Annotated in this window: 18 protein-coding genes; 16 read left to right on the forward strand and 2 right to left on the reverse strand. The window is 67.2% G+C overall.

Annotated features, from left to right (window positions below; translation table 11 throughout):
* Window positions 1–19: 19 nt before the first annotated feature.
* Complete coding sequence (pdxY, locus tag G3N62_RS09905) at window positions 20–880, reverse strand: pyridoxal kinase PdxY (protein ID WP_034186753.1); 861 nt, start codon at window positions 878–880, stop codon at window positions 20–22.
* 172 nt (window positions 881–1,052) lie between these two features.
* On the opposite strand from pdxY, the gene G3N62_RS09910 reads away from it, so the two are divergent.
* The gene (locus tag G3N62_RS09910; RefSeq protein WP_124670447.1) at window positions 1,053–2,114 is read left to right on the forward strand and encodes an alpha/beta hydrolase; all 1,062 of its coding nucleotides are present in this window, start codon (window positions 1,053–1,055) and stop codon (window positions 2,112–2,114) included.
* Between the two features lie 19 nt (window positions 2,115–2,133).
* On the opposite strand, the gene G3N62_RS09915 is transcribed toward G3N62_RS09910, so the two are convergent.
* Window positions 2,134–3,132 carry an LLM class flavin-dependent oxidoreductase gene (locus G3N62_RS09915; protein ID WP_124670446.1) on the reverse strand — a complete coding sequence of 333 codons (999 nt, stop codon included), beginning with the start codon at window positions 3,130–3,132 and terminating at the stop codon, window positions 2,134–2,136.
* Window positions 3,133–3,770: 638 nt separating this feature from the next.
* On the opposite strand from G3N62_RS09915, the gene hpnI reads away from it, so the two are divergent.
* The 15 genes from hpnI (at window position 3,771) to astE (ending at window position 20,876) form a co-directional block, all read left to right on the forward strand.
* Entirely contained in the window at window positions 3,771–4,946 is a 1,176-nt protein-coding gene (gene hpnI, locus G3N62_RS09920) for a bacteriohopanetetrol glucosamine biosynthesis glycosyltransferase HpnI (protein WP_034186541.1), read from the forward strand.
* 155 nt (window positions 4,947–5,101) lie between these two features.
* On the forward strand, window positions 5,102–6,523 hold the full coding sequence (gene hpnJ, locus G3N62_RS09925) for a hopanoid biosynthesis associated radical SAM protein HpnJ (RefSeq protein ID WP_049035264.1): 1,422 nt from the start codon (window positions 5,102–5,104) through the stop codon (window positions 6,521–6,523).
* 3 nt (window positions 6,524–6,526) lie between these two features.
* The gene (hpnK, locus tag G3N62_RS09930; RefSeq protein WP_034186543.1) at window positions 6,527–7,411 is read left to right on the forward strand and encodes a hopanoid biosynthesis-associated protein HpnK; all 885 of its coding nucleotides are present in this window, start codon (window positions 6,527–6,529) and stop codon (window positions 7,409–7,411) included.
* Window positions 7,408–8,454 carry a lysylphosphatidylglycerol synthase domain-containing protein gene (locus G3N62_RS09935; protein WP_049031205.1) on the forward strand — a complete coding sequence of 349 codons (1,047 nt, stop codon included), beginning with the start codon at window positions 7,408–7,410 and terminating at the stop codon, window positions 8,452–8,454. Before hpnK ends, G3N62_RS09935 begins: the two co-directional genes overlap by 4 nt.
* Before the next feature lie 87 nt (window positions 8,455–8,541).
* Window positions 8,542–9,099: a lipoprotein gene (locus G3N62_RS09940; protein WP_034186545.1), complete on the forward strand. Its 558-nt coding sequence runs from the start codon at window positions 8,542–8,544 to the stop codon at window positions 9,097–9,099.
* A 269-nt stretch (window positions 9,100–9,368) separates the two neighbouring features.
* The gene (gene hisQ, locus G3N62_RS09945; RefSeq protein ID WP_006488734.1) at window positions 9,369–10,058 is read left to right on the forward strand and encodes a histidine ABC transporter permease HisQ; all 690 of its coding nucleotides are present in this window, start codon (window positions 9,369–9,371) and stop codon (window positions 10,056–10,058) included.
* The gene (locus G3N62_RS09950; RefSeq protein ID WP_034186546.1) at window positions 10,055–10,768 is read left to right on the forward strand and encodes an ABC transporter permease; all 714 of its coding nucleotides are present in this window, start codon (window positions 10,055–10,057) and stop codon (window positions 10,766–10,768) included. The genes hisQ and G3N62_RS09950 overlap by 4 nt, the downstream gene beginning before the upstream one ends.
* Before the next feature lie 20 nt (window positions 10,769–10,788).
* Window positions 10,789–11,583 carry an ATP-binding cassette domain-containing protein gene (locus G3N62_RS09955; RefSeq protein WP_034186547.1) on the forward strand — a complete coding sequence of 265 codons (795 nt, stop codon included), beginning with the start codon at window positions 10,789–10,791 and terminating at the stop codon, window positions 11,581–11,583.
* Between the two features lie 22 nt (window positions 11,584–11,605).
* Window positions 11,606–12,646 (forward strand): GlxA family transcriptional regulator, encoded by a 1,041-nt coding sequence (locus tag G3N62_RS09960; protein ID WP_059560667.1) that lies wholly within the window; start codon window positions 11,606–11,608, stop codon window positions 12,644–12,646.
* 1,008 nt (window positions 12,647–13,654) lie between these two features.
* Window positions 13,655–14,887 carry an aspartate aminotransferase family protein gene (locus tag G3N62_RS09965; RefSeq protein ID WP_034186549.1) on the forward strand — a complete coding sequence of 411 codons (1,233 nt, stop codon included), beginning with the start codon at window positions 13,655–13,657 and terminating at the stop codon, window positions 14,885–14,887.
* A 31-nt stretch (window positions 14,888–14,918) separates the two neighbouring features.
* Complete coding sequence (gene aruF, locus G3N62_RS09970; RefSeq protein ID WP_034186550.1) at window positions 14,919–15,971, forward strand: arginine/ornithine succinyltransferase subunit alpha; 1,053 nt, start codon at window positions 14,919–14,921, stop codon at window positions 15,969–15,971.
* Window positions 15,968–17,014, forward strand: coding sequence for an arginine N-succinyltransferase (gene astA / locus G3N62_RS09975; RefSeq protein ID WP_124670445.1), 1,047 nt, complete (start codon window positions 15,968–15,970; stop codon window positions 17,012–17,014). Before aruF ends, astA begins: the two co-directional genes overlap by 4 nt.
* A gap of 7 nt (window positions 17,015–17,021) precedes the next feature.
* Entirely contained in the window at window positions 17,022–18,485 is a 1,464-nt protein-coding gene (astD, locus tag G3N62_RS09980; RefSeq protein ID WP_124670444.1) for a succinylglutamate-semialdehyde dehydrogenase, read from the forward strand.
* Between the two features lie 14 nt (window positions 18,486–18,499).
* Window positions 18,500–19,840 (forward strand): N-succinylarginine dihydrolase, encoded by a 1,341-nt coding sequence (astB, locus tag G3N62_RS09985; protein ID WP_034186553.1) that lies wholly within the window; start codon window positions 18,500–18,502, stop codon window positions 19,838–19,840.
* 7 nt (window positions 19,841–19,847) lie between these two features.
* Window positions 19,848–20,876: a succinylglutamate desuccinylase gene (gene astE, locus G3N62_RS09990; protein WP_176730047.1), complete on the forward strand. Its 1,029-nt coding sequence runs from the start codon at window positions 19,848–19,850 to the stop codon at window positions 20,874–20,876.
* Window positions 20,877–21,136 lie beyond the last annotated feature (260 nt).

Below are 21,136 nucleotides of genomic sequence, written 5' to 3' on the forward strand. Positions count from 1 at the left end.
CGGAGCGGAGGGCGATGCGTCAGGCGTCGGTCACCCACGCGCCGAACCATTCGCTCGGGCGGGCGATCTCGTCCTGCGCGGCGACGAGTTCGAGTTCGTAGCGGCGCGCATCGTAGGTCGCCTTCACGACCGCATGCACGGCCGCGAGCGTGTGCTCGAACGCGGCGCGCACGGAGTCGCCACGCAGCCGGCGCGCGACGAAGATCGCGCTGGTCAGGTCGCCGACGCCGACCGGATGGCGCGGAAACGCGTACAGCGGGCGCTGGCCGATCCACGCTTCGGTTTCGGTGACGGCGAGCATGTTGAAACGGTCGGCCGGACTGTTGCGGTCGTGCAGGTGCTTGACGAGGATGATCCGCGGGCCGCGGCGGATCAGCGCGCGGCACGCGTCGACGGCTTCGGCGACGGTTTCGATGCGCCGCCCGGCGAGCTTCTGCAGTTCGGTGTGATTCGGCGACATGCCGTCCGCGAGCGCCGGCACCTCCTGCACGATGAACTCCTCGACGCCGGGCTCGGGCCGGATGCCGCCCGTCTGGCCCATCGCGGGATCGCAGAAGTACCACGCGTCCGGATTCATCGCCTTCACCGAGCGCACGATCTCGACGGCCGCGCGTGCTTGCGGCGGCGACCCGAGGAAGCCGGACAGCACGGCGTCGCAGCGCTTGAGCGCGCCGATCGCGGCGATGCCGTCGACGAGCTGTTCCATCTTCGCGGCATCGATCGCGCTGCCGGCCCAATGGCCGTACTGCATGTGATTCGACAACTGGACGGTGTTGAGCGGCCAGACGTTGACGCCGAGGCGCTGCATCGGGAACACGGCCGCACTGTTGCCGGCATGTCCGTAGATGACGTGCGACTGAATGCTGAGGACGTTTTTCATGGGAATCGCCTGCACGCGTTTCAGGGTCACGTCACACGATACCCGAGTTCGTCGCACGCGCGGAAGTCGCGTGGCCCCGGAGTGTTGCGCGCCGTCGTCACGCGAGCGCGTAGAATCGCGGGGCGCGCGGCGGCCCGGCTGCCCGCGCGCGTCTCCAATCTCCGTGATCGCCATGCTTTCGATTTGCAAGATGTTGTCTGTTGCGCGCGCCGCCGTGCTCGGCGCGGCCGCCGCCGCCGTGTGCGCCATGCCTGCGGCGGCCGTTGCCGCACCGTCCGCGGGCAACGACGGGCCCGTGTACGGCCCGCGCCTGGAAGGGTTCACGTATCCGGCGCCCGTGCACCTGTATACGTTCGTGTCGCAGCGCGAAACCCTCGAGATGGCGTTTCTCGATGTCCAGCCCGCCCACCCGAACGGTCGCACCGTCGTGCTGCTGCACGGGAAGAACTTCTGCGCGGCCACCTGGGAGGACACGATCGGCGTGTTGAGCCGTGCCGGCTACCGCGTGATCGCGCCGGACCAGATCGGCTTCTGCAAGTCGTCGAAGCCCGAGCGCTATCAGTACACGTTCCAGCAACTCGCGCGCAACACGCATGCGCTGCTCGAATCGGTGGGCGTGAAGTCGGCGACGATCGTCGGTCATTCGACCGGCGGGATGCTCGCGATCCGCTATGCGCTGATGTATCCGAAGGCGACCGACCAGCTCGTGCTCGTGAACCCGATCGGCCTCGAGGACTGGAAGGCGCTCGGCGTGCCGCCGCTGTCGGTCGACTACTGGTATGCGCGCGAGCAGAAGACGACGGCCGACGGCATCCGCCGCTACGAGCAGGGCACGTACTACGCGGGCAAGTGGTCGCCGTCGTACGAGCGCTGGGTGCAGATGCTGGCCGGCATGTATCGCGGCGCCGGCCGCGATGCGGTCGCGTGGAATTCCGCGCTGATCTACGACATGATCCTCACGCAGCCGGTGGTCTATGAACTTGGCGCGATCCGCGTGCCGACGCTGCTGATGATCGGCGACAAGGACACGACCGCGATCGGCAAGGACGTCGCGCCGCCCGACGTGCATGCGAAGCTCGGCCGCTATCCGGAACTCGCGAAGCGCACGCAGGCCGCGATCCCCGGCGCGCAGCTCGTCGAATTCCCGGCGCTCGGACACGCGCCGCAGATCCAGGATCCGGACGCGTTCCACAAGGCGCTGCTCGACGGGCTGGAGGCCGTGCACCCGCAGTGACGCGGGGGCAGGGGCGCCGTCAGCGCGCCTCGTTCGCGAGCTCGTCGCGAATCTGCGCGGTCAGTTCGAACGAGCGCAGCCGCGCGGCGTGATCGTAGATCTGCGCGGTGACGATCAGCTCGTCGGCGCCGGTTTGCGCGATGCGATCGCGCAGCTTGTCGCGCACCGTGTCGCGCGAGCCGACCGCCGCGAACGACAGCGAATGCGCGACGGTCGCGAGCTCGAGCTCGTTTGCCTCGAGCACGTCGACGGGCGGCGGCAGCTTGCCCGGCGTGCCGCGCCGCAGGTTGATGAACTGCTGCTGCAGCGACGTGAACAGGCGCCGTGCCTCGTCGTCGGTCTCCGCCGCGAACACGTTGACGCCGACCATCGCGTGCGGCTTCGGCCACGCGGCCGACGGCCGGTACTGCGCGCGATAGATCTCGAGCGCACGCATCAGGTAGTCCGGCGCGAAGTGCGACGCGAATGCGAACGGCAGCCCGAGCATCGCGGCGAGCTGTGCACTGAACAGACTCGAACCGAGCAGCCACACCGGCACGTCGAGCCCCGCGCCGGGCACCGCGCGCACGCGCTGGCCGGGCACCGGCTCCGCGAAGTAGCGCTGCAGCTCGGCGACGTCGTCCGGAAACGAGTCGGCGCTGCCGATCAGGTCGCGGCGCAGCGCGCGCGACGTGGTCTGGTCGGTGCCGGGCGCGCGGCCGAGGCCGAGGTCGATGCGCCCCGGATACAGCGAGGCGAGCGTGCCGAACTGCTCGGCGATCACGAGCGGCGCGTGATTCGGCAGCATGATGCCGCCCGAGCCGACCCGGATCGTTCGCGTGGCGCCCGCGACGTGGCCGATCACGACCGCGGTGGCCGCGCTCGCGATGCCCGGCATGTTGTGATGCTCGGCCAGCCAGTAGCGCCGGTAGCCCCAGCGCTCCGCATGCTGCGCGAGATCGACGGTGTTGCGGAACGCCTGCGAGGCGTCGGTGCCGGCCGGAATGGGGGCGAGATCGAGTACGGAAAACGGTGTCATCGGGTGGCCTTCGAATGAGGGGCGCGGTGATGCGCTTATGCAACAAATGCCAAGGATTTTGCCAAAGGGTTCCGGAACGTGCTGGCGGCGCGCCGATACCCATGCGCCTTACAGGGGTGCAGGGGCGTCGTTCTTGATCGTTGCAGAAATCAACCTAATCGCCGATTAATTACCAATCTTTACGGCGATTGGAGGTGAATCCGCATCGACGTACAAATTTGCACGAAACGTCTGATTTTCAAGACTGCAATACGCCTGCAAAGTGCTTACGCTAATGTGAACGTGGCTGTATCGATAAGGTTCGTCGTCCGCTCAGCTTTGCCGGAATTGCACTAGTCCGTTTCTCGTCGTGCCGCGCGCGGGGGGCTGCGGACTGCTAAAATCCGGCGCCTGCCCATGTTGTGCCGATGGTAGCCATTCGAGTCTTCCCGCATCCCCTTCCGGGCATTGCGCGGAGAGATGCCACGCGAAACCGGGCATGGCCGCACCCGAACAACGGGGCGCGCCTCCCCCATTACAGACGCTGCTGGAACAAGGAGTCGGGTCGTGCCCGCGTTCGTCGTCGCCGGAATACCGCATCACGCTCAATCGCGCTCAAGCCTTCTCCATGGCGTTCAGGCTGCCGGGAGGCGTTGCGCATGACGCCAACCGCAACACTGCTCGACTGGCTCCTGATCGCCTTCACGCTGGCCGCGGCCGGCTATGCGCTCGTCGCGGCCTTCGCGCCGCGGCCGCGCACGCCGCGCACCGCCGCGCGCGACGGTTTCGAGCCGGTCAGCGTGCTCAAGCCGCTGTGCGGCGCGGAGCCGCACCTGTACGAAAACCTCGCGACGTTCTGCGAGCAGCGCCACCCGCGTCATGAGGTGCTGTTCGGGGTCGCGTCGCCGGCCGATCCGGCGATTGCCGTCGTCGAGCGGCTGCGCGCCGACTATCCCGAGTGCGACATCACGCTGGTGGTCGACGCGCGCGTGCACGGCAAGAACCTGAAGGTCAGCAACCTGATCAATCTCGCCGCGCGCGCGAAATACGACCGCATCGTGATCGCCGACAGCGACATCGCGGTACAGCCCGACTATCTGGAGCGCGTGACGGCGCCGCTCGCCGACGTGTCGGTCGGGGTCGTCACGTGTCTGTATCATGCGCGCAGCGTCGGCGGCTTCTGGACGCGGATCGGCGCACAGTTCGTCGACGCGTGGTTCGCGCCGTCGGTGCGGATCACGCACCTCGGCCGCTCGAGCCGCTTCGGCTTCGGCGCGACGCTCGCGCTGACGCGCGACACACTCGACCGGATCGGCGGCTTGTTCGCGCTGAAGGACGAGCTGGCCGACGATTTCTGGCTGGCGGAATTGCCGAGGCGCCTCGGGCGGCGCACAGTACTGTCGGAGGTCGAGGTCGCGACCGACGTGATCGAGCCGTCGTTCGGGCCGTTGTGGCACCGCGAAACGCGCTGGCTGCGCACGATCCGTTCGCTGAACCCGGCCGGCTTCGCGTTCCTGTTCATTACGTTTACGGTGCCGTGGCTCGCGATCGGCGCGGCGCTCGCGCTGCGCCTCGACGGCACCTTCGCCGGCACGCTGGCGGGCGGCGCAGCCGTGGTCGGCGCATTCGGGCGGCTCGTGCTGCACGCGCGCGGCGAAGAGGGCTGGCGCGCGTTCTGGCGCGACCTGCCGCTTGTCGCGGTGCGCGACACGCTGCTCGCGCTCGAATGGCTCGCGGCCGTGTTCGGCACGCACGTCGTGTGGCGCGGCGCAAGGATGACGGTCGTCGGCGGCGAACGCGCGACGGCGGCGGTGGAAGCAGTGGACGGCCATTAGGACCGTCGATCGAACCCGGCCCGAGGGCCGAGACGCGCTGCACGGCGACGCCGCGCGGCGCGACATGACAGAGAGGCGGGCGCCGGCACGGCGGCCCGCGGTTTTTTGACTGAATCGTTGCAACGAAACGAACTATGCAGGCTACCGGAGCATTCATGAAAACGCTGTTCTTGCAGGCCCCTTCGTATGACGGCTTCGACGGCGGAGCCGGCTCGCGCTATCAGGCGAAGCGCGAAATCCGTTCCTTCTGGTATCCGACCTGGCTCGCGCAGCCGGCCGCGCTCGTGCCGGGCAGCCGTGTCGTCGATGCGCCGGCCGACGGCCTGTCGGTCGAGGAAACGCTGAAGATCGCCAACGACTACGACCTCGTGATCATTCACACGAGCACGCCGTCGTTCCCGACCGACGCGATGTTCGCGCAGGATCTCAAGAAGATGAAGCCGTCGATGCTGGTCGGCATGGTGGGCGCGAAGGTGATGGTCGATCCGCACAACTCGCTCACGGCGAGCGACGCAATCGACTTCGTGTGCCGCGAGGAATTCGACTACACGTGCAAGGAGCTCGCCGAAGGCAAGCCGTTCCCCGAGATCAAGGGCCTGAGCTGGCGCGCGAAGGACGGCTCGATCGAGCACAACGAAGCGCGTCCGATCCTCGAGAACATGGACGAGCTGCCGTTCGTCGCGCCCGTCTACAAGCGCGACCTGAAGATCGACAACTACTTCATCGGCTACCTGAACTATCCGTACGTGTCGATCTACACGGGCCGCGGCTGCAAGTCGCGCTGCACGTTCTGCCTGTGGCCGCAGACGGTCAGCGGCCATCGCTACCGCACGCGCTCGGTCGAGAACGTGCTCGCGGAAGCGAAGTGGATCCGCGACAACATGCCGGAAGTGAAGGAACTGATGTTCGACGACGACACCTTCACCGACGACCTGCCGCGCGCCGAAGCCATCGCCGTCGGCCTGGGCAAGCTCGGCATCACGTGGTCGTGCAACGCGAAGGCCAACGTGCCGTACAAGACGCTGAAGGTCATGAAGGAAAACGGCCTGCGCCTGCTGCTGGTCGGCTTCGAATCCGGCGACGACCAGATCCTCGTGAACATCAAGAAGGGCGTGCGCACCGATTTCGCGCGCCGCTTCAGCGCGGACTGCAAGAAGCTCGGCATCAAGATCCACGGCACCTTCATCCTCGGCCTGCCGGGCGAGACGCAGGAAACCATCAAGAAGACGATCGAGTACGCGAAGGAAATCAATCCGCACACGATCCAGGTCTCGCTCGCCGCGCCGTATCCGGGCACGACGCTCTACAAGCAGGCCGTCGAAAACGGCTGGATGGAAGAGAACAAGACGATCAACCTGGTGAGCAAGGAAGGCGTGCAGCTCGCGGCGATCGGCTACGCGCACCTGTCGCGCGACGAGATCTATCACCACCTCGAGCAGTTCTACCGCGAGTTCTATTTCCGCCCGTCGAAGATCTGGGAGATCGTGCGCGAGATGCTGACGAGCTGGGACATGATGAAGCGCCGCCTGCGCGAAGGCGTCGAGTTCTTCCGCTTCCTGCGCGCGCACGAGGCGTAGTCCGTGGCGACGCAGCGGGCGGCGCGGGCGCTGATCTTCACCGCGGACGATTTCGGGCTGCACCCGCGCGTCAACGCGGCGGTCGAGCGCGCGCATCGCGACGGCGTGCTGAATGCCGCGAGCCTGATGGTCGGTGCGCCCGCGGCGCGGGATGCGATCGAACGCGCGCGGCGGCTGCCGTCGCTCGCGGTCGGCCTCCACCTGGTGCTCGCGGACGGGCCGGCCACGCTGCCCGCGCATGACATTCCCGCGCTCGTCGGGCCCGACGGGCGGTTCGGCGACGCGATGGCGAAGGACGGCTGTCGCTTTTTCTTCCTGCCGCACGTTCGCGCGCAACTGCGCCGCGAGATCCGGGCGCAGTTCGACGCGTTCGCGGCGAGCGGCCTGCCGCTCGATCACGTGAACGCGCACAAGCATTTCCACCTGCATCCGACCGTGCTGTCGATGATCATCGAGATCGGCCGCGACTACGGGTTGCGCGCGGTGCGGTTGCCGTACGAGACGAGCGCGCCCGCGCTGCTCAAGCCGTGGATCGCGCTCGTGCGCGCGCGGCTCGACCGCGCCGGGCTCGCGCACAACGACTACGTGGTCGGGATCGCGCAGACGGGCGCGATGGACGAGGCCGTGCTGCTCGACGCGCTCGCGACGCTGCCGCCGGGCGTCGGCGAGATCTACTGCCATCCGGCCGAGGCCGGCGACGGCCCGATCACGCCGACGATGGCCGGCTACCGTCCGGTCGACGAACTCGACGCGCTGCTGTCGCCGCGCGTGGCGGCCGCGCTGAAGGCGGCGGGCGTCGCGACCGGCGGCTTTGCCGACGTCTTCGGCCAGCCCGCGGCACGTCGCGGCGCGCAGGCGGCGCGCGCACCGGGAGCGCAGCCGTCATGAGCAAGTGGATCAAGTGGCTCGGCTGGCCGATCGGCATCGGCATCCTGCTCGCGCTGGGGCTGCACGAAGGCGTCGGCGACGTGTCGCAGATGCTCGCGCGCGCCGGCTATGCGCTGCTGTGGCTCGTGCCGTTCCATGGGCTGCCGCTGCTGCTCGATGCGTACGCGTGGCACCTGCTGCTCGACCGGCGCAGTTCGCTGCCGTTCCTGTGGTGGATCGCGACCGTGCGCGAGGCCGTGAACCGGCTGCTGCCGGTGGTCGGGATCGGCGGCGAGATCGTCGGCATCCGGCTCGCGCGCTGGCAGGTGCCCGATGCGAGCCGTGTCACCGCATCGGTGATCGTCGAAGTGCTCGTGACGATCGTCGTCCAGTATGCCTTCGCGGCGCTCGGCCTCGTGCTGCTGCTCGCGACGACGGACAACATGGGCGGCGGCACGATCGGTCTCGCGCTGCTGCTGACGCTGCCGTTGCCGGTGCTCGGCGTCGTGCTGATGCGGCGCGGCGGCGTCTTCCACGCGATCGAGCGTTTCGCGGGGCGCCTGCTCGGCGATTCGCACCGGCTGCTGCAGGGCGTCGACGGGCGCCGGCTCGACGCCGACATCGACGCGCTGATGTCGCGCACGGGCCTGCTGTTCAGCGCATTCTTCTGGCAACTGGCCGGCTACGTGCTTGGCGCGCTCGAGATCTACTGGGCGCTCGCGCTGCTCGGCCATCCGGTGTCGATCGGCGGCGCGATCGCGATCGAGGCGATGACGCAGGCCGTGCGGCATGCGGCGTTCATGGTGCCGGGCGGGCTCGGCGTGCAAGAGGCGACCGTCGTGCTGCTCGCGCAGATGTTCGGCGTCGACCGCGAGACGGCGCTGTCGCTCGCGGTGGTCAAGCGCGGCCGCGAGGTGCTGTTCGGCTGCCTGGCGCTCGGCTCGTGGCAGCTTGCCGAGCTCGTGCGTACGCGCCGCCGCATCGGTGCGCCGCCGGCCGCGCCGCGCGCGGCGCAGGCGGGCCGCGTGACCGAAGCCGAGACGGAAACCGAAACGACGCATTGAACAGGAGACGGGCCGCGCGCCCGTCTCGCGCTTTTGGCGTCGCACGGGTATCCTTGCCGCGTGTTTTCTCGACGTGCATTTCTTCCGATGATTTTCCGATTCCGGCTGCTTCCCGTGACGATGCTGGCCGCCGCGCTGGCGCTGACCGGCTGCGACGACAAGCAAGGCGACCTCGACGTGCAACGTATCAGGGACTTCTTCAACGCGATCAAGCCCGCGCCGCTGCTGCTCAAGGGGCTGAAGGTCGGTGAATCGACCGAGGCCGACGTGCGCGGCACGATGGGCAAGCCCGAGATCGTGCGCGAGTTCACCGACGGCTCGAAGCGCTACGAATATCCGCGCGGCCCGATGGGCAACCAGACCTGGTTCGTCGATCTCGATGCGAACGGGCGCTACGCGGGCGCCACGCAGGTGCTGACCGCCGAGAATTTCGCGAAGGTGCGCCCGGGGATGAACGAGGACGAGGTACGGCGCCTGCTCGGCAAGCCCGGCGACATCGCGCAGTATCCGCTGAAGCCCGAGACGGTCTGGAGCTGGCGCTGGCTCGAGGACGGCGTCAACACCGACGCGTTCTTCAACGTCCATTTCGGCCCAGACGGGCTGGTCTATACGACTTCGCGCTCCGACATCCTGAAGGGGCGGTAAGCGCGGCCGTCTGCGGCGCTATATCGAAAAAGCGACCGGAACATTGCAAAAAGTCCGCTTCCCTGCGTGTCATCCGACTGTCAGGAAGCGGCTTTTTTCCTTTTGAAACAGCGAAGTAGACATCGGTCGCAAATGGCGGGGCGGGTTGCTGCGATGCAGCAATCGCGCGCCAGGTGATTTGAGACAATCAATTTCGCTTGCGACTATCCGCGTCAGCCCGGCGCGGGACAGGCGACGCGTCGGCATCCATTCCAACTCTGGAGACGCGCGTGTTCCTTTACGGCTTTGGTCCTGTTCTCTGGGCCGGCACCGTGCAGACCATCGAGCTGTCGGTGCTGTCGCTTGCCACTGCGGTGGCGCTGGGGCTGATCGGCGCGGTGGCGAAGCTGTCGCACAACCGGGTGCTGCGAGCGATCGCGACCGGTTATACGACGCTGATCCGCTCGGTGCCCGATCTTGTGCTGATGCTGCTGTTGTTCTACAGCATCCAGATCTGGCTGAACCAGTTCACCGACCTCGTCGGCTGGAACCAGATCGACATCGACCCGTTCGTGGCCGGCGTGCTGACGCTCGGCTTCATCTACGGCGCGTATTTCACCGAGACCTTCCGCGGTGCGTTCCTGTCGGTGCCGCGCGGCCAGCTCGAGGCCGGCGCGGCTTACGGGATGAGCGGCGCGCGCGTGTTCGCGCGGATCATGTTTCCGCAGATGATGCGCTTCGCGCTGCCGGGCATCGGCAACAACTGGCAGGTGCTCGTGAAGGCGACCGCGCTGGTGTCGATCATCGGCCTCGCGGACGTCGTGAAGGCCGCGCAGGACGCCGGCAAGAGCACGTTCAACATGTTCTTCTTCATCCTCGTCGCGGCGCTGATCTACCTCGCGATCACGACCGTTTCCAACCTCGTGCTGATCCAGCTCGAGAAGCGATATTCCATGGGCGTGCGGCACGCAGAACTATGATCGAGATCCTCCAGGAATTCGGCAAGGCGTTCCTTTTCTGGGACGGCCAGCGCCTCTCCGGCCTCGCGGTGACGTTGTGGCTGCTCGTTGCGTCGATCTCGCTCGGCTTCGTGTGCGCGGTGCCGCTCGCGGTCGCGCGCGTGTCGAAGAAGAAGTGGGTGTCGATGCCCGTGCGGTTCTACACGTACGTGTTTCGCGGCACGCCGCTCTACGTGCAGCTGCTGCTGATGTACACGGGCATGTACAGCCTCGAGTTCGTGCGGTCGCACTCGCTGCTCGATGCGTTCTTCCGCAGCGGCTTCAATTGCGCGATTCTCGCGTTCGCGCTGAATACCTGCGCGTACACGACCGAGATCTTCGCCGGCGCGATCCGTGCGATTCCGCACGGCGAGGTCGAGGCGGCGCGTGCGTACGGGATGTCGCCGTTCACGATGTATCGCCGCGTGATCCTGCCGTCGGCGCTGCGCCGTGCGCTGCCGCTGTACAGCAACGAGGTGATCCTGATGCTGCACGCGACGACCGTGGCGTTCACGGCGACCGTGCCGGACATCCTGAAGGTCGCGCGTGACGCGAATTCCGCGACCTACATGGCGTTCCAGTCGTTCGGAATCGCCGCGCTGATCTATCTTGCGGTATCGTTCGCACTCGTCGCGGCGTTTCGCCGGGCGGAGCGCCACTGGCTCGCGTATCTCGCGGCCGCCCGTCATTGATTCACTTCGAGGAGAGCCAGTTGGCCGAGATCACTCAAACGCACGGTGCCACCAAGCTTGCGGCGCTCGACATCCACAAGCGCTATGGCGACAACGAAGTGCTCAAGGGCGTGTCGCTGAACGCGAAGGCCGGTGACGTCATCAGCATCATCGGCGCGAGCGGCTCGGGCAAGAGCACGTTCCTGCGCTGCATCAACTTCCTCGAGCGGCCGAATGCGGGGCAGATCGTCGTCGACGGCGAGGCCGTCCGCACGAAGGCCGACCGCGCCGGCGCGCTCGAAGTTGCCGATCACAAGCAGCTGCAGCGTATCCGCACGAAGCTCGCGATGGTGTTCCAGCACTTCAACCTGTGGGCGCACATGAACGTGCTCGAGAACGTGATGGAGGCACCCGTGCACGTGCTCGGCATTTCCAAGAAGGAAGCCGAGGATCGTGCGCGCGAGTACCTGGAGAAGGTCGGCCTGCCGCCGCGCGTCGAGAAGCAGTATCCGTCGCACCTGTCCGGCGGCCAGCAGCAGCGCGTCGCGATCGCGCGTGCGCTCGCGATGCATCCGGACGTGATGCTGTTCGACGAGCCGACGTCGGCGCTCGACCCGGAGCTGGTGGGCGAAGTGCTGAAGGTGATGCAGAAGCTGGCCGAGGAAGGCCGCACGATGATCGTCGTCACGCACGAGATGGGTTTCGCGCGCAACGTGTCGAATCATGTGATGTTTCTGCATCAGGGGCGGACCGAGGAAGAGGGCGATCCGAAGGAGGTGCTGGTGCGCCCGCAGAGCGAGCGGCTCAAGCAGTTCCTGTCGGGCAGCCTCAAGTAACGCGACGGGGCAGGTTTCAGCCGTGGTACCGGTGTCTCGTCCCGCAGGCGCCACCCGCACGACGCAGGTGGTGATCGTTGCATTGCCGCCCGTGTCGATGTCGGGCGTGGGTCCGATCGTCGATGCGTTGAATCTGGCGAACGAGATCGACGGGCGGCTGCTGTACCGCTGGCAGGTGTGTTCGTGGGACGGGCGGCCCGTGCCGCTCGCGGGCGGGGCGCAGTGGCATGCCGATGCGGCGTTCAACGATGCGATCGCATGCGACTGGCTGATCGTCGTGACCGAGCGGTTTCAGCAGTTTGCCGATTACCGGCTGTTTCTCGCGAGTCTCGCGCGGGTCGGGCAGCGGACGCCGGTCGTGACCGGCATTCACCACGGCGTGTGGTGGCTCGCGATGGCCGGGCAGCTTTCCGGGTATCGCGTGAGCGTGAACTGGGAGACGTATCAGCAGTTCGCCGAGCAGTTCGAGCGGTCGATCGTCACGCAGCAGATTTTCGAGATCGATCGCGATCGGGCGACCTGTGCCGGCGGGCAGGCGACCGTCGATTTCATGCTGGCCATGATTGGCCGGGAACACGGGCCCGAGTTGGGCGAGCGGATTGCCGATGCGCTCGGCGCCGGGACCTTGCGCAGCGGCGAGGAGCGGCAGCGGATTCCCTTCGTCACCGCGCCCGGTGAGCGGCATCCTCGGTTGAATGACGCGTTGCTGCTGATGGAGGCCAATGTCGAGGATCCGCTGACGACCGACGAGATCGCCGAGCTGGTCGGCGTGTCGCGCCGACAGTTGGAGCGGCTCTTTCGACAGTATCTCGGGGCGATGCCCTCCAAGTATTACCTCAATCTCCGATTGCTCAAGGCCAGGACGCAGTTGCAGCGGACCAGCAAGTCGGTCGTGCAGGTTAGTCTCGCCTGTGGGTTTTCTTCTGCTGCGCACTTTTCTAATGCGTATCGCGAAAGGTTCGGGGTCACGCCTCGGGAGGATCGGCGCGCGTGGCTCGAGAAGCAGACAGGTGGGGGGAGTGAGCCGCGGGCGGGGGCGCTCGTGGAGTGGGGGAAGGATTGATTTTTTTGGTTTTTTTGGGGGCGGTTCGCTCGCGTTTTGACGTGAATTGCCTGTGATCGTAATGGTCTATTAGCGTCGCCCCTGCGCGGGGCGGCGGTTACTTTTCTTTGTCTTGCCAAAGAAAAGTAACCAAAAGAAAGGCGCTGTGAAAACGCAAGACTTCCCGGTGCCATAGCCTGCAAAGTGGCCCTCGCCTAAGTGTCCGCGCCAGCAAGGAACCCGGAGTGGTTCGAGCAATGGTTCTGACTCCACTCATCCCGCAGCGGAGCGGTATACCGCCCGCCAGCTCCATCCTCGCTTCGCTCGGCTGCAAGGTGCTTCTGGTCGTGCGGTGCGCACGTTTGCTTATCCAGGAGCCGTTGCCTGCCAGGCATCTCCGACGATTCACATCGATCGTGCAATTACGCCGCCTGCAAATCGATCATTGCTCGCGGCGTATTGCTGTACCCCATTTTTCCTGGCCGGGGCAGCGAATCAGGTGTTCACCGAAAATGACGCCTTGCCCAGACGAGTGAGGGCGATTGCTGATCGATGGCGACGCTGGAGGGGGTGTACCTGTCGGCCGAGCGAAGCGAGGGCGGAGCTAGCGGGCGGTATACCGCTCTGTTGGGGGATGAGTGGTGTCAGAACCATTGCTCGAACCACTCCGGGTTCGTTGCTGGCGCGGACACTTAGGCGAGGGCCACTTTGCTGACCATGGCACCGGGAAGTCATGCGTTTTCACAGCGCCTTTCTTTTGGTTACTTTTCTTTGGCAAGACAAAGAAAAGTAACCGCCGCCCCGCGCAGGGGCGACGCTAATAGACCGTTACGATCACAGGCAATTCACGTCAAAACGCGAGCGAACCGCCCAAAACCCCCAAAAAAACCACCCCCCACCCCCAGAAGGCAAAATAAAAGCGCACTATCCGCTTCCGATAGAACCCGTCGCAAATCCGCAAGACGCTTGCGTCACCCTTACCTAAACTTGATCCTGTTGAACCCTCTTACGAAACCGAAAGGAACGACCATGACGACCTCGACCGTGACCCGCCAGACATTCGACGAAGTGATGGTGCCGGTATTTTCCCCCGCCCCGTTCGTGCCGGATCGCGCAGAGGGCTCCCGCGTGTGGGACACGGCTGGCCGTGAATACATCGATTTCGCGTGCGGCATCGCGGTCACGTCGCTGGGCCACGGCCACCCGGAACTGCTGAAGGTCCTGGACGAACAAAGCCGCAAGCTCTGGCACATCGGCAACGGCTACACGAACGAGCCGGTGCTGCGCCTCGCGAAGCGTCTCGAATCGCTGACCTTCGCCGACCGCGCGTTCTTCGCGAACTCGGGCGCGGAAGCAAATGAAGCCGCATTGAAGCTCGCACGCCGCGTCGCGTTCGACCGCCACGGCGCCGATAAAGCGGAAATCATCTCGTTCGTGCAGTCGTTCCACGGCCGCACGTTCTTCACGGTCAGCGTCGGCGGCCAGCCGAAGTACTCGGAAGGCTTCGGCCCCGTGCCGGCCGGCATCACGCACCTGCCGTACAACGACATCGAAGCCGCGAAGGCCGCGATCGGCCCGCAAACCTGCGCCGTGATCGTCGAGCCCGTGCAAGGCGAAGGCGGCGTGATCCCGGCCGATCCGGCCTTCCTGAAGGCGCTGCGCGAAGCGTGCGACGCGCACGGCGCGCTGCTGATTTTCGACGAAGTGCAAACGGGCGTCGGCCGCACGGGCCAGTTCTACGCGTACATGGACACGGGCGTCACGCCGGACATCCTGACGACCGCGAAGGCGCTTGGCAACGGCTTCCCGATCGGCGCGATGCTGACGACGAACGAACTGGCCGCGCACTTCAAGGTCGGCGTGCACGGCACGACGTACGGCGGCAACCCGCTCGCCTCGGCGATCGCCGACAAGGTCGTCGAGCTGATCGGCGATCCGGCACTGCTCGAAGGCGTGCGCGAACGCAGCGTGCGCCTGAAGGGCGCGCTCGAACGCATCAACGCACGCTTCGGCATCTTCAAGGACGTGCGCGGCAAGGGCCTGCTGGTCGGCGCCGAACTCACCGCCGCGTTCGACGGCCGCGCGAAGGACTTCGTCACCGCCGCCGCCGAGAACGGCCTGATCATGCTGATCGCCGGCCCGAACGTGCTGCGCTTCGTCCCGTCGCTGGTGATCCCGTTCGACCTGCTCGACGAAGGCGTGAAGCGCTTCGAGAAGGCGGTCGAACAGGTGCTCGCCGCACAGGAAGCCACCGCGCGCTGATCGGCGCCCCCCATCGCAGACAGGAACGACGATGCTATTTGTTCGCCCCGGCAAACTCACGGATCTCGATGCGCTCGCGCACATGGCGCGCACCGCGCAGCCGGTCCTGCACTCGCTGCCGCACGACCGCGCGGCGCTCGAAGCGCGCGTGGCGCTCTCCGAGGATTCGTTTCGCGCGGACGTCGATTTCGCCGGCGAGGAGTTCTACCTCTTCGTGCTCGAGGAATCGTCGACCGGCAAGCTGCTCGGCACGGCGAGCATCGTGGCCGCGGCCGGCTACTCGGAGCCGTTCTACGCGTTCCGCAACGACGCACTGATCCACGCGTCGCGCGAGCTGCACGTGAACCGCAAGATTCACGCGCTCACGATGTCGCACGAGCTGACCGGCAAGAGCCGGCTCGCGGGCTTCTACGTCGATCCGTCGCTGCGCGGCGATGCGGCCGCGCACCTGATCTCGCGCGCGCGGATGATGTACATCGCCGCGAACCGCCGGCGCTTCACGCCGGAAGTATTCACGCTGCTGCTCGGCGTGAGCGACGGCAACGGCGCATCGCCGTTCTGGGAAGCGGTGGGGCGCAAGTTCTTCGGCCGCGATTTCACCGACGTCGACATCGCGTCGGGCGGCCGCAGCCGCACGTTCATCGCGGAAGTGATGCCGGCCTATCCGCTCTACGTGCCGCTGCTGCCGGAAGCCGCGCAGCGCGTGCTCGGCGAGCCGAACGAAACGGCCTTGCTCGCATACGACATCCATCTCGAGGAAGGCTTCGAGCCCGACCGCTTCGTCGACATCTTCGACGCAGGCCCGGTGCTGACCGCGCAGGTCGACCGCACCGCGTGCGTGAAGCACGGCTCGGAGCGCGTCGTGCGCGAGGCCGCGCACCAGCAGGGCGATGTCGCGTACCTGGTGTCGACGGGCAGCGGCGAATCGTTCCGCTGCGTGCTGGCCGACCTGCCGGGCGACACGGCCGAGGCACCGCTGGCCGGCGACGTGCGCGCGGCGCTCGATGTGAAGGATGGCGATGTCGTGCGCTGCGTGCCGCTGCACCGCCGCGACGATGAAGATTTGAAGGGAGACGCAGCATGATCGTCGTTCGGGTCGTACAAACGGGCGACGTCGACGCGCTCGTGTCGCTCGCGAAGGAAACCGGGCCGGGCCTGACCACGTTCAAGCCCGACCGCGACGCGCTCGCCGCGCGTATCGCGCGCGCGCGCCGCACGCTGGACGGGCAGGCCGCGCCGGGCGAGGCCGGCTACTTCTTCGTGATGGAAGAATCGAAGACGGGCGACATCGCGGGCGTGTGCGGGATCGAAACGCAGGTCGGCCTCGAGCAGCCGTTCTACAACTATCGCGTGAGCACCGTCGTGCACGCGAGCCAGGAGCTCGGCGTGTGGACGCGGATGTCCGCGCTGAACATCTCGCACGACCTGACGGGCTACGCGGAAGTGTGCTCGCTGTTCCTGAGCCCGCGCTATCGCACCGGCGGCGTCGGCGGCCTGCTGTCGCGCTCGCGCTTCATGTTCATCGCGCAGTTCCGCGAGCGCTTCCCGGAACGCCTCTGCGCGGAACTGCGCGGCCACTTCGACGAGGACGGCACGTCGCCGTTCTGGCGCGCAGTCGGTTCGCACTTCTACCAGATCGATTTCAACGCAGCCGATTACCTCAGCTCGCACGGCCGCAAGTCGTTCCTCGCGGAACTGATGCCGCGCTACCCGGTGTACGTCGACCTGCTGCCGCAGGACGCGCAGGACGCGGTCGGCCTCACGCACCGCGACACGCTGCCGGCCCGCAAGATGCTCGAAGCGGAAGGGCTGCGTTACCAGAATCACGTCGACATCTTCGACGCGGGCCCCGTGCTCGAATGCCACATCAACGACCTGCGCACGGTGCGCGAGAGCGTCGTCGTGCCGGTCGCGATCGGCGTGCCCGACACGCGCGAAGACGCGCAGGGCGGCCATTCGCCGAGGTCGCTGGTGTCGAATACGTCGCTCGGCGATTTCCGCGTCGGCGTCGCGCCGGGCGTCGTGGCGAACGGCTCGTTCGTGCTGTCGGCCGACGATGCCGCCGCGCTCGACGTGAAGGCCGGCGATCCGGTCCGCGTGCTGCCGCTCAAAGTCAAACAGGGATAAACGAATCATGACGGAACTCTTCATCGACGGCGCCTGGGTCGCAGGCTCGGGCCCCGTGTTCGCTTCGCGCAACCCGGGCACCGACGAGATCGCATGGCAGGGCGAAAGCGCGTCGGCGGCCGACGTCGACCGTGCGGTCGCGAGCGCGCGCCGTGCATTCGCCGGCTGGTCGGCGCTCGACTTCGAATCGCGTTGCGCGATCGTCAAGCGTTTCGCCGCGTTGCTCAACGAACGCAAGGAAGCGATCTCGACCGCGATCGGCCGCGAGACGGGCAAGCCGCTGTGGGAAGCACGCACCGAAGTCGCGTCGATGGCCGCGAAGGTCGGCATCTCGATTCAGGCCTACCAGGAACGCACCGGCGAGAAGCGCCAGGACATGGCCGACGGCGTCGCGGTGCTGCGCCACCGTCCGCACGGCGTCGTCGCGGTGTTCGGTCCGTACAATTTCCCCGGCCACTTGCCGAACGGCCATATCGTGCCCGCGCTGATCGCGGGCAATGCGGTCGTGTTCAAGCCGTCGGAACTCGCGCCGGGCGTCGCGCGCGCGACGGTCGAAGTGTGGAAGGAGGCCGGGCTGCCGGCCGGCGTGCTGAACCTCGTGCAGGGCGAGAAGGACACCGGCATCGCACTCGCGAACCATCGGCAGATCGACGGACTGTTCTTCACGGGCAGCTCCGATACGGGCACGCTGCTGCACAAGCAGTTCGGCGGCCGTCCGGAGATCGTGCTCGCGCTCGAAATGGGCGGCAACAATCCGCTCGTGATCGGCGAAGTCGAGGACATCGACGCGGCCGTGCATCACACGATCCAGTCGGCGTTCCTGTCGGCCGGCCAGCGCTGCACGTGCGCGCGCCGCATCTTCGTGCCGCAGGGCGCGTTCGGCGACCGCTTCCTCGCGCGCTTCGCGGACGTCACGTCGAAGATCACGGCCGACGTGTTCGATGCCGATCCGCAGCCGTTCATGGGCGCGGTGATCTCGGCACGCGCGGCCGCGAAGCTGGTCGATGCCCAGTCGCGCCTGATCGAGCAGGGCGCGAAACCGGTCATCGCGATGACGCAGCGCGATCCGCGCCTCGGCTTCGTGAACGCGGCGATCGTCGACGTGACGGGCGTGGCCAACCTGCCCGACGAGGAACATTTCGGCCCGCTCGCGCAGATCGTCCGCTACGCGACGTTCGACGAAGCGATCGAGCGCGCGAACGACACGGCGTTCGGCCTGTCCGCCGGCCTGCTGGCCGACGACGAGAAGGCATGGGAACACTTCCGCCGCACGATCCGCGCCGGCATCGTCAACTGGAACCGGCCGACCAACGGCGCGTCGTCCGCCGCGCCGTTCGGCGGCACGGGCCGCTCGGGCAACCATCGCCCGAGCGCGTACTACGCAGCCGACTACTGCGCGTATCCGATGGCGTCGGTGGAAAGCACGCAACTGACCTTGCCCGCGAGCCTGTCGCCGGGCCTGCATTTCTGATCGAGGGAGCGACGATGAACGCACAAGAAGCCAATTTCGACGGGCTCGTCGGCCCGACCCACAACTACGCCGGGCTGTCGTTCGGCAACGTGGCGTCCCTCAACAACGAGAAGTCGGCCGCGAACCCGAAGGCCGCCGCGAAGCAGGGGCTGCGCAAGATGAAGCAGCTCGCCGATCTCGGTTTCGCACAGGGCGTGCTGCCGCCGCAGGAGCGGCCGTCGCTGCGCCTGTTGCGCGAGCTCGGCTTCTCGGGCAAGGACGCGGACGTGATCGCGAAGGCCGCGAAGCAGGCGCCGGAACTGCTCGCCGCGGCGAGCTCGGCGTCGGCGATGTGGACCGCGAACGCGGCCACGGTCAGCCCGTCGGCCGACACGAGCGACGGCCGCGTGCACTTCACGCCGGCGAACCTGTGCAGCAAGCTGCATCGCGCGATCGAGCACGAAGCGACGCGCCGCACGCTGTCGACGCTGTTCGCCGATCCCGCGCACTTCGCGGTGCACGAAGCGCTGACCGGCACGCCGGCGCTCGGCGACGAAGGCGCGGCGAACCATACGCGCTTCTGCGCGGAATACGGCAAGCCGGGCATCGAATTCTTCGTGTACGGCCGCGCGGAATACCGCCGCGGGCCGGAACCGAAGCGCTTCCCGGCACGGCAGACCTTCGAGGCGAGCCGCGCGGTCGCGCATCGCCACGGGCTCGCCGAGGAAGCGACGGTCTACGCGCAGCAGGATCCGGACGTGATCGACGCGGGCGTGTTCCACAACGACGTGATCTCGGTCGGCAACCGCGACACGCTGTTCACGCACGAGCGCGCGTTCGTCAACAAGCAGGCGATCTACGACACGCTGACCGCCGCGCTCGACGCACGCGGCGCGCGCCTGAACGTGATCGAGGTGCCGGAAGCGGCCGTGAGCGTGAACGACGCGGTGACGTCGTACCTGTTCAACAGCCAGCTGCTGTCGCGCGCGGACGGCTCGCAGGTGCTCGTCGTGCCGCAGGAATGCCGCGAGAACGCCAACGTCGCGGCCTATCTCGACCACCTCGCGGCCGGCAACGGCCCGATTCACGACGTGCTCGTGTTCGACCTGCGCGAAAGCATGAAGAACGGCGGCGGCCCCGCATGCCTGCGCCTGCGCGTCGTGCTGAACGACGCGGAGCGCGCGGCGGTCACGTCGAACGTGTGGATCAACGACACGCTGTTCGCGTCGCTCGACGCATGGATCGACAAGCACTACCGCGATCGCCTCGCACCGGAAGATCTCGCCGATCCGGCGCTGCTCGACGAATCGCGCACGGCGCTCGACGAACTCACGCAGATCCTGCGCGTCGGTTCGCTGTATGACTTCCAGCGCTGAGGCACGGATGCCGTCCGCCGCGCTGCTCGACGACTTTCTCGCGTTCACGCTGGCCGGCAGCGTGCCGGCCGAGCAGGGCGGTACCTGCGCGGGCGGTGCGGTGCGCTGGCAATGGCCCGGCGACGGGCTGCTCGTGCTCGAACCGGTCGCGGCGAACGAGGCAACACGCGCGAGCGTGCTCGTATCGGCGGGCGTGCACGGCGACGAGACGGCGCCGATCGAGCTGCTGTCGATGCTGGTGCGCGATCTCGCGTCGGGCGCGCTGCCGCTCGCGTGCCGGCTGCTCGTCGTGCTCGGCAACGTGCCGGCGATGCGCGCGGGCGAGCGTTATCTCGACGACGACCTGAACCGCCTGTTCAGCGGCCGTCACACGCAGGTGCCCGCGAGCCGCGAAGCGCCACGCGCCGCGCAGCTCGAAGCGGCCGCGGCCGCGTTCTTCGCGGCCGCGCCGGCGGGCAGCGCGCGCTGGCACATCGACATGCACACGGCGATCCGCGCGTCGGTGTTCGAGCAGTTCGCGCTGCTGCCGCATACGGGCACGCCGCCGACGCGCACGATGGTCGAATGGCTGGGCGACGCGCGCATCGCGGCCGTGCTGCTGCACACCGCGAAGGGCAACACGTATTCGCATTTCACGGCCGAGCATTGCGGCGCGCTCGCCTGCACGCTCGAACTCGGCAAGGTGCGGCCGTTCGGCCAGAACGACCTGACGCGCTTCGCGCCGGCCGACCGCGCGGTGCGCAAGCTGGTGTCGGGCCGGCCGACGGATGCCGACGCGGCGCTGCCGCGCGTCTTCACGGTGATCGACCAGATCACGAAGCAGAGTGACGCGCTCGAGCTGTTCGTCGCGGCCGACGTCGCGAACTTCACCGCGTTCGCGCGCGGCACGGTGCTCGCGCAGGACGGCGACTACCGCTACACGGTGACGCACGACGAGGAGCGGATCGTGTTTCCGAACCCGACCGTGAAGCCGGGGCTGCGTGCGGGCCTGCTCGTCGTCGACACGACGCGCGAGACGATCGCGGCATTGGTCTGACCGATCGGCGGCCGCGCCGACGCGCGGCCCGCCTTGCGTATTTGCGACATCGTCTTGCAAGTTCGATGGCCGGCGCGGCCGGTGTCGTATGCGCACCGCAGCATCGCGCATCGGCAGCCGCTTTGCCATGCCGGGCCGCGCGGATTGGTACAATCGCGGCCTTGCGGCTGTTGCGCCGCATCACGGCGCGGCAGCCGCATTGTCGTAGTCATCCGACCCTGCAATGATGGCTGCGTCCGTAGTTCCGGAACATTCGAGTA

This window comes from Burkholderia sp. Tr-20355, from assembly GCF_017104685.1.
In the GTDB taxonomy this organism is placed as follows: Bacteria; Pseudomonadota; Gammaproteobacteria; order Burkholderiales; family Burkholderiaceae; genus Burkholderia; species Burkholderia seminalis.